The sequence below is a fragment of the Streptomyces sp. GQ60 genome, from assembly GCF_059758875.1.
Map to the genome: position 1 here is coordinate 320612 of NZ_JCAXEG010000003.1, position 14848 is coordinate 335459.

Here is a 14848-nt window from a genome sequence, read left to right on the forward strand (position 1 = left end):
ACGCCCCACCCCCCCTCAGCCCGGAGCCGTGAAGGTCAGCCGGAACAGCGCGCCCCCGCCCGGGGCGGCTTCGGCCACCAGCTCCGCCCCGTGCGCCCGCGCGATCTGCCGGGCCATCGCCAGCCCGAGCCCCGACCCGGGCAGCGCCCGAGCCGCCCCGGCCCGGTAGAACCGGTCGAAGACGTACGGCAGGTCCGCGTCCGCGATCCCGGGCCCGTGATCCCGTACGGTCACCTCCGCGCACCCGCCCCGCACCGCCAGGCCGACCTCCACCTCGGCCCCCGCCGGGCTGAACTTCGCCGCGTTGTCCAACAGGTTCCCCAGCAGCCGGCTCAGCCGCGCCGGCACCCCGGCCACCACCACGGCCTCCTCCGGCACCCGCACCCGGAACGCCACCCCCGGCCAGTGCGCCCGCGCGGCCCCCACGCAGTACTCCACCAGCGGAGCCAGCCGCGCCTGTTCCACCAGCAGCTGCGGCTCCTCGTCGCGGGCGAGCTCGATCAGGTCGTTGACCAGCCCCGTCACCTCCCGCAGCTGCCGTCCGAGCGCCAGCGAGGCCCGCTCCCGCTGCTCCGCCGTCAGCCGGTCCCCCCGGGCCAGCAGTTCCGCGTTCGTCCGCAACGCGGTCAGCGGGGTCCGCAGCTCGTGCGAGGCGTCCGCGACGAGCCTGCGCTGCGCGGTGACGGACTGTTCCAGTTCCCCCAGCATGGTGTTGAAGCTCCCGGCCAGCCGCGTGACCTCGTCCTCGCGGCCACGCCCCGGAGGCGGCAGTTCGATCCGGTGCCTCGGGTCCCGGGTGGCCGCGATCCGCTCGGCGGTGGCGGTGAGCCGGGTGACCGGTGCCAGACCCGTCCGCGCGACCCAGTAGCCGAGCAGCGCGGCCAGCAGCACCCCGGCCGCCGCCGTCAGCGCCAGCCACCACGAGGCCTGCTCGATGCCGTCCTCCACGGTGTCCGCGCGCAGCGCCACCTGGAGCGCCCGCCCCTTGCCGTAGTCGGTGGTCAGCATCCGCGCCGGATGCCCGGCGTGCACGATGGCGGTGTAGTACGGGGCCCGCGTGCCCGCCGCCACGGCCCGGGCGGCCGGGGTGACCGGGAGCAGGTACGGGGTCTCGGGGTCGCGCCCCGGATCCGCCGGCACCACCTCGGCGCAGGCGGGCGCCGCCCGGAACCGGCACTCCCCGGCCAGCGTCCCGGGTCCGGAGTCCGGATTGCGCTGGGCGGCGAGGCGGGCGGACTGGGTCAGGCTGAGGTCGAGCTGGCTGTACAGCGCCCCGCGCACGACGAGGAAGGCCGCCGCGCACACGCCGAGCGCGACGAAGGCCACCGCCGCCGTGACGGCCAGGGCCAGCCGCGTCCGCAGCGGCCGCCTGCGCCGCCACCGCGCTCCGATCCCCCGCCGGCTCACGCGGCGTCCAGCCGGTAGCCGACCCCGTGCACGGTGTGCACCAGCCGGGGCTCGCCGCCGGCTTCCAGCTTCCGGCGCAAGTAGCCGACGTAGACGGCCAGGGAGTTGGAGTCCGGCCCGAAGTCCCGGCCCCACACCAGTTCCAGGACCAGCTCACGCGGCAACACCTGCCCGGGGTGGCGCAGGAGCAGTTCGAGCAGCGCCGACTCGGTGCGGCTGAACTCCAGCGGCCGCTCGCCGCGCCGCCCGGTGCGCGTGGCCGGGTCGAGGACGAGGTCCCCGTACGCGAGCACGGGCGCGCCCCCGGCCGGTTCGGGGGCGGCCCGCCGCAGGAGGGCCCGGACCCGGGCCACGAGCTCGTCGAGCGCGAACGGTTTGACCAGGTAGTCGTCGGCGCCCGCCTCCAGCCCGTCGACGCGGTCGCTCACCGCATCCAGCGCCGTGAGGACGAGGACGGGCGTACGGTCGCCCACCGCGCGCAGCTGCCGGCACACGGCGAGCCCGTCCAGCACCGGCATCATCACGTCGAGGACCACGGCGTCCGGCTGCCAGAGCGCCACCTCGGACAGCGCGGCCAGCCCGTCGGCCGCGCCGCGCACCTCGTACCCCTCGACGGCGAGGCCGTCCTCGACGGCGGCCCGCACCTCGGGCTCGTCGTCCACCACCAGAATCCGCTGCATGCGGCAAAGCCTCCCAAATGCTCCGGGAGAACCTCTTAGAACCTTCTTAGGGCGCACCGGAAGTCTGCACCCATGACCTCCTCCCCCTCGCCCTCGCGCTCACACCGGCCGCTTTCCGTCGTGATCGGCGCGGGCGGCACCGGCGGCCACATCTATCCCGGCCTCGCCCTGGCGGAGGCGCTGCGCGCCGCCGTCCCGAACGCCGTGGTCTCGTTCATCGGCACCGAGCGCGGCCTGGAGACCGAGCTGATCCCGGCCGCCGGCTACCGCCTGCACACCGTGGACATGATCCCCTTCGACCCCGCGCTGGGCGCCAGGCGCTACCTCCTCCCGGCGGCGCTGCTGCGCTCGGCCGGGCAGGCGCGGGCCGTGCTCCGGGCGCAGGGCGCGCAGGTGGCCGTCGGCATGGGCGGCTACCCGAGCGCCCCCGCCGTGCTCGGGGCCCGGCTGGCCGGACTGCCGGCGGTGATCCACGAGTCCAACGCCGTGCCGGGCCGGGCCAACCAGTTCGCGGCCCGCCTCACCCCGCACATGGCGGTGGCCTTCGACCGCAGCCGGGAGCACCTGGCGGGCGGGGCCCGGGCACTGACCACCGGAATGCCCATCTCCGCGGCCCTGTCGGGCCTCGCCGAACTGTCCCGCCCCGAGCGGGCGGCCTTGCGCGCGGAGGCCAGGCGGGAGCTCGGGGTGCCGTACGGACGGCGGCTGGTGGTGTTCAACGGCGGCAGCCTGGGCGCCGTACGCCTGACCACGGCCGCGGCCGGGCTGGCGGCCGCGTGGCAGACGCGGGAGGACGTACAGCTGCTGATCAAGACGGGCCCGGCGGCGCTCGCGGACACCGTGGCCGGGCTGTCCGCCTCGGGCGGGCGGCGGATCGCACGGGCCGTGCCGTACCTGGACCGCATGGACCTCGTCTACGCGGCCGCCGACCTGGTGGTGTGCCGGGCCGGCTCGGCGACGGTGGCGGAACTCGCGGCGACCGGGGTCCCGGCGGTGCTGGTCCCCTACCCGTACGCCCCGGGCGACCACCAGACCCACAACGCCCGGGTGCTCTCCGACGCCGGCGCCGGCCTGCTGCTGGCGGACGCCGAGGCGACGGCCGGCCGCCTCGCGGAACTGCTCGCCCCGCTCCTGGCCGACCCGGCGCGGCTGGCGGCCATGGCCGGCGCGGCCGACCCGGGCCCGCACGCGCGGGCCGCCGAACTGCTGGCCTCGCAGGTCCTGCGGGTGGCCGGCTTCCCCTCCTTCTCCCCCACTCCCCTGGAGCTCGTATGACCCCGCACGCCCCCACGCCCACGCCCACGCCGATGCCGATGCGCGCTGCCGCCGACTGGAGCGGCCGGACCGTCCTCGTCACGGGCGCCGAGGGCTTCATCGGCTCCACCCTCGTCGACCTGCTGGTCGCGCGGGGCGCGAAGGTGCGCGCCTTCGTGCACTACAAGCCGTACGCCGAGAAGGGCCACCTGGCCCGGTACCTGGCCGACCCGGACGGCCCGGTGGAGATGTGGGCCGGCGACGTCCGGGACGCCGGCCGGGTCAGCGACGCGGTGGCCGGCTGCGACACGGTCTTCCACCTGGCGGCGCTGATCGGGATCCCGTACAGCTACGCCTCGCCCGGCGCGTACGTGCAGACCAACGTCACCGGTACCGAGAACATGGCCGAGGCCTGCCGCCGCCACGGCGTGCGCCGCCTCGTCCACACCTCCACCAGCGAGGTCTACGGGACGGCCCTGACGGCCCCGATCTCCGAGAGCCACCCGCTCCAGCCGCAGTCCCCGTACTCCGCTTCGAAGATCGGCGCCGACATGATGGCGCTCTCCTTCCACCACGCCTTCGAGCTGCCGGTGACGGTGGTCCGGCCGTTCAACACCTACGGGCCCCGCCAGTCGGCCCGCGCGGTCATCCCCACCATCCTCGCCCAGCTCCACTCGGGCGCCCGGGAGGTCCGCCTGGGCTCCCTGACGCCCACCCGGGACTTCACCTACGTGACCGACACCGCGGCCGGCTTCCTCGCGGTCGCCGCATGCGACCGGGCCCTGGGCGAGGTGGTCAACCTCGGCAGCGGAGAGGAGATCTCCATCGGCGACCTGGCCGGCGCCCTGATCACGGCCTCGGGCCGGGACGCGGAGGTGGTCGTCGACCCGGCCCGGCTGCGCCCCTCGGGCAGCGAGGTTCAGCGCCTGCTGTCGGACAACGCCCGGGCCCGCGACTGGGCCGGCTGGAAGCCCGAGGTCTCCCTCCAGGAGGGGCTGACCCGCACCTCGGAGTGGATAGCGGCCCACCTCCACCTCTTCGCCCCGGACCGCTACCAGGTGTAGGCCGGGCCGCCCGGCCCGGTCGCGGAACCAGGCGAGACCGCGCCTATGGACTGCGCAGACTGCGGACGTCCAGATGCCGGAGGACCCGGTCGACGATCTCCGGATCGGCGCCGGGTTCGCTGCGCGCGGCCAGCACCTCGTGCCGGGCCGCGGACATCATCTCCCGCTGGATGCGCTGGACGTCGCGGATCCGCTCCACCCGCTTCGCGTACGCCTCGCGCCGTTCCTCGTCGACCATGTCGGGGCTGATCCTGGCGCCCACGTCGTACGCCCTCCGGTGGAGGATCTCCACCAGGTCCTCGGGCAGGTCCTCCACCTCCTCGATCTCCTTCAGCCGCCGCTTCGCGGCCTTGGCGGCGCGGATCGCCAGGGCCCGGGCGATCTCCGCCTCCGCGTCCGAGTCGGCCTCCACGCCGAGCCGGCGGACCAGCCACGGCAGGGTCAGCCCCTGGAGCACCAGGGTGGTCATGATCACGGCAAAGGCGATGAAGACGATCTCCTGGCGGGCCGGGAAGGGGTCCCCCGCGTCCGTCTCGAAGGGAATGGCGAGCGCCAGCGCCACGGAGGCCACGCCCCGCATCCCCGCCCACCACATGACCACGGACTCCCGCCAGCTCAGCGGGATCTCCTCGTCGTAGTCGCGGCGCGAGTGGAGCCGTTTCGCGAGCCAGCCGGCGGGCAGCAGCCACACCAGCCGTACGCCGACCACCACCGCGACCACGGCCGCCGCCCACCCGGCCATCTCCCAGCCCCGGCCGCCGACCGCCCCGAAGACGTTGTGCAGCTCCAGCCCGATCAGCCCGAAGGCGACACCGGTGACCAGCATGTCGACGACCTCCCAGAACGTGTGCCCGGCGAGCCGGCCCAGCACGTCGTCGGCGTCGTTCGCGTACTCGGCGAGGAACAGCGCCGTGGTCAGCACGGCCAGCACGCCGGAGCCGCTGAACTCCTCGGCCACCACGTAGGACACGAACGGCACGAGCAGCGTCAGCCCGATCTGGAGCGTGGCGTCCCCGAGCCGCCCCATGAGCCGGTTGGCCGCCCAGCCGAGCGCGAGCCCCACCGCGACGGCCACGACGGCCGACAGGACGAACTCACCGAGCGCCTCGGGCCACGAGAAGCTGCCGCTGACGGCGGCGGCGATGGCCACGTGGTAGAGCACGATGGCGGTGACGTCGTTGAAGAGCCCCTCGCCCTCCAGGATCGACACCATGCGCCGGGGCAGCCCGAGCGACCCGGCCACGGCGGTGGCGGCGACGGGGTCGGGCGGGGCGACGAGCGCGCCGAGCGCGACGGCCGCAGCGATCGACAGCCCCGGCACCAGGGCGTGCGCGGTGAAGGCGACGGCCACGGTGGTCACGAAGACGAGCGCGACGGCCAACAACAGGATGGGCCGCACATTGGCGGCGAACTGCCGCCAGGAAGTCCGCTGCACGGAGGCGTACAGCAGCGGGGGCAGCACGAGCGGCAGGATGTACTCGGGCGGGATGTCGACGTTGGGCACCACGGGCACCAGGGCGAGCACCACCCCGCCGAGCGTCATCAACACCGGCGAGGGCAGCCCCAACCGGTCCCCGAGCGGCACCGTCACCACGGCCCCGAGCAACAACACGAACAACAGCAGGAGCTGATCCACTCCCACACCCTGCCAGCCCACCGCACCCGGCGACGCGGACCGGGCTGCGTGTCGGGCTCTGCCAGATCCGGCCCCGCCGGCGTTCGAGGCGGGACGGCCCCCGCAGGGCTGCTCACACCCGCCCCGGCCGGGGCTACGGCAGCGCGCGCCGCATCGACCGGTGCGGGATCCCCGCGTCCTGGAACTCCGGCCCGTAGGCCACGTAACCGAGCCGCTCGTAGAACCCCATCGCATGGGTCTGCGCGCCCAGATCGACGGCGGAGAGCCCGAGCCGGACCGCCTCGGCCTCGATCGCCCGCACCAGCGCGACCCCCACCCCGAGTCCGCGCGCGGACCCGGTGACGGCCAGCCGGCCCAGCGAGCCGACCTCCGGGGAGCCGGTCTTGCCCAGGGCACGCGGCCCGTACAGCAGCCGACCGGTGCCCAGCGCGACCCCGTCCGGCCCCTCGGCCAGCACGTGCAGCGCGATCTCGTCGTACGCGTCGTACTCGATGGACTCCGGGACGGACTGCTCGACCACGAAGACCTCGGTCCGCACGGCGAAACAGGCCTTCATGTCCGCCTCGGTGACGGCGACCCGTACCGCGACGCCGTCCGAGGTCACTCGCTCTCCTTGCGGATCACGTCCAGCGCGTTCTGCAGGTCGTCCGGGTAGGTGCTCGCGAACTCGACCCACTGCCCGTCCGACGGGTGCTCGAACCCGAGCCGCACCGCGTGCAGCCACTGCCGGGTGAGCCCGAGGCGCTTCGCGACGGTCGGGTCGGCGCCGTAGGTCAGGTCGCCGACGCAGGGGTGCTTGTGCGCGGCCATGTGCACGCGGATCTGGTGCGTGCGGCCGGTCTCCAGCTTGATGTCCAGCAGCGAGGCGGCGCGGAAGGCCTCGATCAGGTCGTAGTGCGTGACGGAGGGCTTGCCCTCCTGGGTCACGGCCCACTTGTAGTCGGCGGTGGGGTGCCGCCCGATCGGCGCGTCGATCGTGCCGCTCATCGGGTCCGGGTGGCCCTGCACCAGCGCGTGGTAGCGCTTGTCGACGATCCGCTCGCGGAACTGGTTCTTCAGCGAGGTGTACGCGCGCTCCGACTTCGCGACGGCCATCAGGCCGGACGTGCCGACGTCGAGCCGGTGCACGATGCCCTGGCGCTCGGAGGCGCCGGAGGTGGAAATGCGGTAGCCGGCCGCGGCGAGGCCGCCGATGACGGTGGTACCGGTCCAGCCGGGGCTGGGGTGGGCGGCGACGCCGACCGGCTTCATGATGACGACGATGTCGTCGTCGTCATGGATGATCTCCATGCCGGGGACGGGCTCGGCCACGAGCTCGACCTTCCGGGGCGGCTCGGGCATCTCGACCTCGAGCCAGGCGCCACCGTGCACGCGCTCGGACTTCCCGACGACACTGCCGTCGACCAGCACCTTTCCCGCGGCCGCGAGTTCGGCCGCCTTGGTCCGGGAAAAACCGAACATACGGGCGATGGCGGCATCGACGCGCTCGCCCTCGAGGCCATCGGGAACGGGCAGGGTGCGGATCTCGGGAATCGTACTCACCTGTCGAGTATGCAGGACTCGACAGGAGACGATTCCCGCGATCGGTCCTCGGAGGCCTTGCCGGATCAGTCCTTGTGGACGGTGCCGTCCGGGTCGAGGCCCTTGAACGACAGCAGCACGATCAGGATCCCGCCGCACACGATCGCCGAGTCCGCGAGGTTGAAGACCGCGAAGTGGGCGGGTGCGATGAAGTCGACGACCGCTCCGCGGAAGACGCCCGGCGAGCGGAAGATCCGGTCGGTCAGATTGCCCAGCGCCCCGCCCAGCAGCAGGCCCAGCGCGATCGCCCAGGGCAGGCTGTACAGCTTCCGCGCGAGCCGCACGATGACCACGATGACGGTGGCGGCGATGCAGGTGAAGAGGATCGTGAAGGCCTCGCCGAAGCCGAAGGCGGCGCCGGGGTTCCGGATCGCGTCGAACTTCAGCAGGTCTCCGACGACCTGGATCGACGGCTGGTGCTCCAGCTTCGCGACGACGAGCATCTTGCTGCCCAGGTCGACCACATAGGCGATCAGCGCCACGACGAGCAGCGCGACGATCCGCCGCCGCCCCTTGGGCGCGGCGGATTCCGGCTGGGTGCCGTCGTCCCCGACCTCCGGCGTACCGATGATGCGCTCCGCCTCTGCCACGTGAGTCCCTCGAACTAGCTCGAACCAGGTTGTCGGCGGCACGGCGCCGACCGACCCGCCAGGTTCCTGGACCCTGACGAGACACGAGAGTACGTCAGGGCACCCTCCGGCCGCTGCCCGGCCGCCGCCCGGCCCGGAGGCCGACGGAGGCCGACGGAGGCCGCCCCGGCCCCGCCCGCGCCCGCCCGGGGCCCGCTCAGCCGCCGCTCAGTGCCGCCGCTCCTGCTTCTGCTTGCAGTCCACGCACAGCGTGGCCCGCGGGAAGGCCTGCATCCGCGCCTTGCCGATGGGCCTGCCGCAGTTCTCACAGAGGCCGTACGTGCCCGCCTCCAGCCGTTCCAGCGCGCGCTCGGTCTGCTCCAGCATCGAGTTGGCGTTCGCGGCGAGGGCGAGCTCGGACTCCCGGGTGATGTTCTTGGTCCCGGTATCGGCCTGGTCGTCGCCCGCGCCGTCGCCGGAGTCCCGCATCAGCCCGGAGATGGCCGCGTCGGAGGCCCGGAGCTCGGCGCGCAGCCGCAGCACCTCGCTCTCCAGCTCGGCCCGCGCCTCCGCCACCTCCTCCGGGGTCCAGGGGTCCTCGCCGGGGCGTACGGCGAGCTCGCCGGGCGCCAGGCCCGCCCCGCCCCGCACCTTGGGCAGCCCGCTGGTCGCGGCCGTGGCCGTCTTCCTGGCCGTGCCGGTGCTCTTCTTGGCAACCACTTTCCGGGCTCCCGTCTCGTGCGCGGCCTCGGCCGCCCCCTCGGCCCCGGCCGTCTTGGCCGTGGCCTTCTTCGCGGCCGTCTTCTTGACGGCGGCCGCCGTCCTCGTAGCCACCGTCTTCTTCGTGGCCGCCGTCTTCTTCCCGGCGGCGGCCCCGTCCACCGGTCCGGCCTCCCGATCCGGGGCCGTCATTTCCGTCACCGGCTCCTTCGCCGGCTTCTCCGCAGCCTTCCCGACAGCCTTCTTGGCAGTACTCCCGGCGGTCTTCTTCGCCACCATGGCCGCGGCCCCTTCACATACTGTGATCATTGCTCGCGAATCGTGCCGGAACGATAAATCGACTCCGGCCCCGCGGCAACGGGGCACGCGTCCATCGAGGTCAACCTGCATCCGTTGTGCCCAGCAGGGAGCCCGGTAATCCGCCCCACCCGCCCCACCGCACCCCGGACCGGCCCGTCGGCCCATTCGGGTCATTCCAGACCCCCGTCAGCCCTCTGCCCGCACCCCCGCGCCACGCCCCGCAAACCGGTCTGCCGACCAGCCCCCCGGCCCGTACACTGGGCCCAGCGAAAGGCATGGATGGGGACGAGTAGCGTCGGACGCAGCCAGGAGCGACCCGGGGACGGTGAGAGCCCGGGGGCGAGCGCGATGCGAAGGATCACCCCGGAGCCGCCGGAAGAAAGCCCACCGGGATTCCCGTAGGGCGAGTAGAACCGGCTTCGCACCCCAATGAGGGGGTCGTCGGACCACAGGTCCGGAGGCCAAGGAGGGTGGTACCGCGGGAGCAGCAGGTCCTCGGAAACGAGGGCGGCTCTCGTCCCTCCGGACGGAAGTGACATCCCGCCGGAGGAAGAGTTCAGCCTCATGACCACACCGCCGCAGTACCGCCCGGTACCCGCCCAGGTCGACCTGCCTGCCCTCGAGCACGCGGTCCTCGACTTCTGGCGCGAGAGCAAGACCTTCGCCAAGACGCTGGAGCAGTCCGAGGGACGCCCCGAGTGGGTCTTCTACGAGGGCCCGCCCACCGCTAACGGCATGCCCGGCGCGCACCACATCGAGGCCCGCGTCTTCAAGGACGTCTTCCCCCGGTTCCGCACCATGCGCGGCTACCACGTGGCCCGCAAGGCCGGCTGGGACTGTCACGGCCTGCCCGTCGAGCTGGCCGTCGAGAAGGAGCTGGGCTTCAACGGCAAGAAGGACATCGAGGCGTACGGCATCGCCGAGTTCAACGCCAAGTGCCGCGAGTCGGTGACCCGCCACACCGACGCGTTCACCGAGCTCACGAACCGGATGGGCTACTGGGTCGACCTCGACGACGCCTACCGCACCATGGACCCCGAGTACGTCGAGTCCGTGTGGTGGTCGCTGAAGGAGATCTTCAACAAGGGCCTGCTCACCCAGGACCACCGCGTCGCCCCCTGGTGCCCCCGCTGCGGCACCGGCCTCTCGGACCACGAGCTGGCCCAGGGCTACGAGACGGTCGTCGACCCCTCGGTCTTCGTCCGCTTCCCGCTGACCTCCGGCCCCCTCGCGGGCGAGGCGGCGCTGCTGGTCTGGACGACCACCCCCTGGACCCTGGTGTCCAACACCGCGGTGGCCGCGCACCCGGACGTCACGTACGTGGTGGCGCGCCGTACCGGCGTCGAGGACTCGGAGAAGCTGGTCGTCGCCCAGCCGCTGCTGGAGAAGTCCCTCGGCGAGGGCTGGGAGGCCACCGGCGAGTCCTTCACGGGCAAGGAGATGGAGCGCTGGACGTACCAGCGCCCCTTCGAGCTCGTGGAGTTCCCGGCCGAGGCCCACTACGTCGTGAACGCCGAGTACGTCACGACCGAGGACGGCACCGGTCTCGTCCACCAGTCCCCCGCCTTCGGCGCCGACGACCTCGCGGTCTGCCGCGCGTACGGCCTGCCCGTCGTGAACCCGGTCCGCCCCGACGGCACCTTCGAGGAGGAGGTCCCGCTGGTCGGCGGCGTCTTCTTCAAGAAGGCCGACGAGAAGCTGACCGCCGACCTCGACGCGCGCGGCCTGCTCTTCAAGCACATCGCCTACGAGCACAGCTACCCGCACTGCTGGCGCTGCCACACCGCGCTGCTCTACTACGCGCAGCCGTCCTGGTACGTCCGCACCACCGCCGTCAAGGACGCGATGCTGCGGGAGAACGAGAAGACCAACTGGTTCCCGGACTCCGTCAAGCAGGGCCGCTTCGGCGACTGGCTGAACAACAACATCGACTGGGCGCTCTCCCGCAACCGCTACTGGGGCACCCCGCTGCCCATCTGGCGCTGCGAGGAGAACCACCTCACCTGCGTCGGCTCCCTCGCGGAGCTGAGCGACCTGACGGGCACGGACCAGTCGGGTCTGGACCCGCACCGCCCGTACATCGACGAGGTCACCTTCCCCTGCACGGCGGAGGGCTGCGCCCTCACCTCCGTCCGCGTGCCGGAGGTCATCGACGCCTGGTACGACTCGGGTTCGATGCCGTTCGCGCAGTGGGGCTACCCGCACAAGAACAAGGAGATCTTCGAGAAGCGCTATCCGGCGCAGTTCATCTCGGAGGCCATCGACCAGACGCGCGGGTGGTTCTACACGCTGATGGCGGTCGGCACCCTCGTCTTCGACAAGTCCTCCTACGAGAACGTGGTCTGCCTGGGCCACATCCTCGCCGAGGACGGCCGCAAGATGTCCAAGCACCTGGGCAACACCCTGGAACCGATCCAGCTGATGGACCAGCACGGGGCCGACGCCGTCCGCTGGTTCATGGCGGCCGGCGGCTCCCCGTGGGCGGCGCGCCGCGTCGGCCACGGCACGATCCAGGAGGTCGTCCGCAAGACGCTCCTCACGTACTGGAACACGGTCGCCTTCCAGGCCCTGTACGCCCGGACGTCGAACTGGGCCCCGTCGGCCTCCGACCCGGCGCCCGCGGACCGCACGGTCCTCGACCGCTGGCTGCTCTCGGAGCTCCACACCCTGACGACCGAGGTCACGGAGGCGATGGAGTCCTACGACACCCAGCGCGCCGGCAAGCTCCTCTCCTCCTTCGTCGACGACCTCTCCAACTGGTACGTCCGCCGCTCCCGCCGCCGCTTCTGGCAGGGCGACGCGGCCGCGCTGCGCACCCTGCACGAGGTGGTGGAGACGGTCACCCGCCTCCTCGCCCCCCTCACCCCCTTCATCACGGAGCGGGTCTGGCAGGACATGATCGTCCCGGTCACCCCGGACGCCCCGGAGTCGGTGCACCTGACCACGTGGCCGGTCCCGGACGCCTCGGCGATCGACCCGGGCCTGTCCCAGCAGATGCTGCTGGTACGCCGCCTCGTCGAGCTGGGCCGCGCGACGCGGGCCGAGTCGGGCGTGAAGACCCGCCAGCCGCTGTCCCGCGCGCTGGTCGCCGTATCGGGCTTCGAGACGCTCTCCCCCGAGCTGCACTCCCAGATCACGGAGGAACTGAACGTCTCCTCGCTGGCCTCCCTCTCGGAGGTCGGCGGCTCCCTGGTCGACACCACGGCCAAGGCGAACTTCCGCGCGCTGGGCAAGCGCTTCGGCAAGGGCGTGCAGGACGTGGCGAAGGCGGTGGCCGCGGCCGACGCGGCGGCGCTGTCCCTGGCCCTGCGCTCCGGCTCCGCCGAGGTCGAGGTGGACGGCGCCCCCGTCACCCTCACCCCGGAGGAGGTCATCATCACGGAGACCCCGCGCGAGGGCTGGTCGGTGGCGTCCGACTCCGGCGCGACGGTCGCCCTGGACCTGGAGATCACTCCGGAGCTGCGGCTCGCGGGCCTGGCCCGTGACGCGATCCGGCTGATCCAGGAGGCCCGGAAGAACTCCGGACTCGACGTGGCCGACCGGATCGCCCTGCGCTGGTCCTCGTCGGACCCGGAGCTGGTGAAGGCCCTGACGGACCACGCGACCCTGATCGCGGACGAGGTCCTGGCCACGGACTACGCCTCCGGCGAAGGCGACGCCACGTACGGCGACCCCTTCGCGGACGAGCCCCTCGGCCTCACGTTCCGCCTCCGCAAGGCGTAGCCCTTCGCGGCTGTGGCCCGGCCCCCTGATGGGGTCCGGGCCACAGGTGTTTCTGTCCCCTACCCGCCCTTCCACCGTTCCCCGGGCTCCGCCCGGACCCGGCGCTGAGGCGAATCCAGCCTCGCCGGCGTTTGAGGCGCGGGGTCTGGGGCGGAGCCCCAGGGGCGGGCACAGCCGGAAACGGGCCGGGCCCGGTGCCCCCGAAGGGGAACCGGGCCCGGCCCGAACCGTCTGCCGACGGCTACCGCTTAGTTGTCGTCCTCGTCGATCAGGAAGCCCCGCATGGGAGACGGCGCCTGCTGCATCGGCTGCGGAGCGGCCGGCCGCACCGGAGCCATCGGCTGCGTCATCGCCGGGGACATCTGCTGCTGGCCGCCACCGTAGGAGGGGGCCATCGGGGACGGACCACCCATGGGCGACGGGCCGCCCATCGACGGACCACCCATGGAGTGCATCGCACCGGCCGGAGCCATCGACGGGGTCGGCGACGGCGGCAGCGCGGGACCGGCGGGGTTCCGCGGCGGAGCCAGCGAGTCGTCGGCCTGCGTCTCCAGCTGGCGCAGCTGCGACTCCAGGTAGGACTTCAGACGGGTGCGGTACTCACGCTCGAAGCCCCGCAGGTCCTCGACCTTGCGCTCCAGCGTGGCGCGGGCGGACTCCAGGGAGCCCATCGCGACGCGGTGCTTCTCCTGCGCGTCCCGCTCCAGCGCGTCGGCCTTGGCGCGGGCGTCCCGCTCCAGGCCCTCGGCGCGCGACCGGGCCTCGCCGACGATCTTGTTGGCCTCGGAGCGGGCCTCCGCGATCGCCTGGTCGGCGGTCTGCTGCGCGAGCGACAGGACGCGGGCGGCGCTGTCGCCACCGGGACCCTGCTGCGGAAGCTGCTGCGGCTGCTGGTGCATCTGCTGGCCCATGGGCTGCATCTGCTGGCCCATCGGCTGCATCTGCTGCCCCATGGGCTGGCCCATCTGCTGGCCGAGCGGGTTCTGGCCACCCATGGACTGCTGCTGCATGGGGTTGCCCATCGGGCCGGGACCCTGCTGGCCCATGCCCTGCTGGCCCATCTGCTGCTGGCCCATCTGCTGCTGGCCCATCTGCTGCTGGCCCATCTGCTGCTGCCCACCCATGGTGTGCTGCTGCATGGGGTTGCCCATCGGGCCGGGACCCTGCTGACCGTGCCCACCGGGGCCGGCCGGAAGCTGGGGCGGGCCACCCGGAAGCTGCGGCGGACCCATCTGGGGCTGCTGCTGCGGGGGGCCGGATATGGCCGCGGGCACGGGGGCGCCGGGGCCACGCTGGTCCTGGGGCTCGGGCTTGCGCATGCCCTGCTGCTGGTTCTGCGCGGCGGCACGCGTGGCGGCCGCCAGCTTGGCGCGCAGGTCCTCGTTCTCGCGCAGCAGGCGCGTCAGTTCGGACTCGACCTCGTCGAGGAAGGCGTCGACCTCGTCCTCGTCATAGCCTTCTCGCAGGCGGACGGTCGTGAACTGCTTGTTCCGCACGTCCTCGGGAGTCAGCGGCATGTCTTCTTCACCTCTACGTAGTCGTCGGCAGTCGGCAGGACCGTATCGGGACTGTCCCCGCGCCTGCGGGGAAGCTCATCGTTCACACGCTTCTCGCAGCGGTGCTCACGAAACTGATGAGGATGTAAACGATGATCATCAGAACGAAGAAGGACAGGTCGAGTGCCACGCCCCCGAGACGCAACGGCGGGATGAGCCGCCGAAGAAGCTTGAGCGGTGGATCGGTGACAGTGTAGGTGGCCTCCAGAACGACCACCATCGCCTTGCCGGGTGTCCATGAACGTGCGAACTGGAACACGTAGTCCATGACCAGTCGGAAGATCAGCACGATGAGGAAGCACATCAGCGCGATGTAAACCACTTGCAGTGCTACGCCCATCCCGCGCTTCCCTCTCCC

The 14848-nt window shown here is 72.7% G+C and carries 12 protein-coding genes; 3 read left to right on the top strand and 9 right to left on the bottom strand.

Annotation, left to right across the window (positions count from 1 at the left end; translation table 11 throughout):
• Nucleotides 1-15: 15 nt before the first annotated feature.
• Nucleotides 16-1407, bottom strand: a complete 1392-nt coding sequence (locus AC6CKD_RS10130) for a sensor histidine kinase (RefSeq protein ID WP_498326613.1) — start codon at nucleotides 1405-1407, stop codon at nucleotides 16-18.
• A complete protein-coding gene (locus AC6CKD_RS10135) occupies nucleotides 1404-2087 on the bottom strand; it encodes a response regulator transcription factor (RefSeq protein ID WP_243330199.1) in 684 nt (227 codons plus the stop codon). Before AC6CKD_RS10135 ends, AC6CKD_RS10130 begins: the two co-directional genes overlap by 4 nt.
• A 72-nt stretch (nucleotides 2088-2159) precedes the next feature.
• On the opposite strand from AC6CKD_RS10135, the gene AC6CKD_RS10140 reads away from it, so the two are divergent.
• Both AC6CKD_RS10140 and AC6CKD_RS10145 read left to right on the top strand, forming a co-directional pair.
• Nucleotides 2160-3362 carry a UDP-N-acetylglucosamine--N-acetylmuramyl-(pentapeptide) pyrophosphoryl-undecaprenol N-acetylglucosamine transferase gene (locus AC6CKD_RS10140; RefSeq protein ID WP_498326614.1) on the top strand — a complete coding sequence of 401 codons (1203 nt, stop codon included), beginning with the start codon at nucleotides 2160-2162 and terminating at the stop codon, nucleotides 3360-3362.
• Entirely contained in the window at nucleotides 3359-4405 is a 1047-nt protein-coding gene (locus tag AC6CKD_RS10145; protein WP_498326615.1) for an SDR family NAD(P)-dependent oxidoreductase, read from the top strand. Before AC6CKD_RS10140 ends, AC6CKD_RS10145 begins: the two co-directional genes overlap by 4 nt.
• A 43-nt stretch (nucleotides 4406-4448) precedes the next feature.
• Here AC6CKD_RS10145 and AC6CKD_RS10150 read toward each other — a convergent pair whose 3' ends face one another.
• From AC6CKD_RS10150 to AC6CKD_RS10170, 5 genes are all read right to left on the bottom strand, one after another.
• Nucleotides 4449-6041, bottom strand: coding sequence for a Na+/H+ antiporter (locus AC6CKD_RS10150; protein ID WP_498326616.1), 1593 nt, complete (start codon nucleotides 6039-6041; stop codon nucleotides 4449-4451).
• A 133-nt stretch (nucleotides 6042-6174) separates the two neighbouring features.
• A complete protein-coding gene (locus tag AC6CKD_RS10155; RefSeq protein ID WP_498326951.1) occupies nucleotides 6175-6597 on the bottom strand; it encodes a GNAT family N-acetyltransferase in 423 nt (140 codons plus the stop codon).
• A gap of 44 nt (nucleotides 6598-6641) precedes the next feature.
• Nucleotides 6642-7583 carry an RluA family pseudouridine synthase gene (locus tag AC6CKD_RS10160; protein ID WP_498326617.1) on the bottom strand — a complete coding sequence of 314 codons (942 nt, stop codon included), beginning with the start codon at nucleotides 7581-7583 and terminating at the stop codon, nucleotides 6642-6644.
• Nucleotides 7584-7648: 65 nt separating this feature from the next.
• Nucleotides 7649-8212 (bottom strand): signal peptidase II, encoded by a 564-nt coding sequence (gene lspA, locus AC6CKD_RS10165; RefSeq protein WP_498326618.1) that lies wholly within the window; start codon nucleotides 8210-8212, stop codon nucleotides 7649-7651.
• A 207-nt stretch (nucleotides 8213-8419) separates the two neighbouring features.
• A complete protein-coding gene (locus AC6CKD_RS10170; protein ID WP_498326619.1) occupies nucleotides 8420-9190 on the bottom strand; it encodes a TraR/DksA family transcriptional regulator in 771 nt (256 codons plus the stop codon).
• Nucleotides 9191-9775: 585 nt separating this feature from the next.
• Here AC6CKD_RS10170 and ileS point away from each other — a divergent pair.
• Nucleotides 9776-12934 carry an isoleucine--tRNA ligase gene (gene ileS, locus AC6CKD_RS10175; protein WP_498326620.1) on the top strand — a complete coding sequence of 1053 codons (3159 nt, stop codon included), beginning with the start codon at nucleotides 9776-9778 and terminating at the stop codon, nucleotides 12932-12934.
• 248 nt (nucleotides 12935-13182) lie between these two features.
• Here ileS and AC6CKD_RS10180 read toward each other — a convergent pair whose 3' ends face one another.
• Nucleotides 13183-14451: a DivIVA domain-containing protein gene (locus AC6CKD_RS10180; RefSeq protein WP_498326622.1), complete on the bottom strand. Its 1269-nt coding sequence runs from the start codon at nucleotides 14449-14451 to the stop codon at nucleotides 13183-13185.
• Nucleotides 14452-14533: 82 nt separating this feature from the next.
• On the bottom strand, nucleotides 14534-14830 hold the full coding sequence (locus tag AC6CKD_RS10185) for a YggT family protein (RefSeq protein WP_112450285.1): 297 nt from the start codon (nucleotides 14828-14830) through the stop codon (nucleotides 14534-14536).
• Nucleotides 14831-14848 lie beyond the last annotated feature (18 nt).

Bases quoted from the DNA above. Each gene is read 5' to 3' on its own strand.
- AC6CKD_RS10135 (WP_243330199.1), bottom strand. From the start codon at position 2,087: ATGCAGCGGATTCTGGTGGTGGACGACGAGCCCGAGGTGCGGGCCGCC.
- AC6CKD_RS10140 (WP_498326614.1), top strand. From the start codon at position 2,160: ATGACCTCCTCCCCCTCGCCCTCGCGCTCACACCGGCCGCTTTCCGTC.
- AC6CKD_RS10145 (WP_498326615.1), top strand. From the start codon at position 3,359: ATGACCCCGCACGCCCCCACGCCCACGCCCACGCCGATGCCGATGCGC.
- AC6CKD_RS10155 (WP_498326951.1), bottom strand. From the start codon at position 6,597: ATGAAGGCCTGTTTCGCCGTGCGGACCGAGGTCTTCGTGGTCGAGCAG.
- AC6CKD_RS10170 (WP_498326619.1), bottom strand. From the start codon at position 9,190: ATGGTGGCGAAGAAGACCGCCGGGAGTACTGCCAAGAAGGCTGTCGGG.
- ileS (WP_498326620.1), top strand. From the start codon at position 9,776: ATGACCACACCGCCGCAGTACCGCCCGGTACCCGCCCAGGTCGACCTG.
- AC6CKD_RS10180 (WP_498326622.1), bottom strand. From the start codon at position 14,451: ATGCCGCTGACTCCCGAGGACGTGCGGAACAAGCAGTTCACGACCGTC.
- AC6CKD_RS10185 (WP_112450285.1), bottom strand. From the start codon at position 14,830: ATGGGCGTAGCACTGCAAGTGGTTTACATCGCGCTGATGTGCTTCCTC.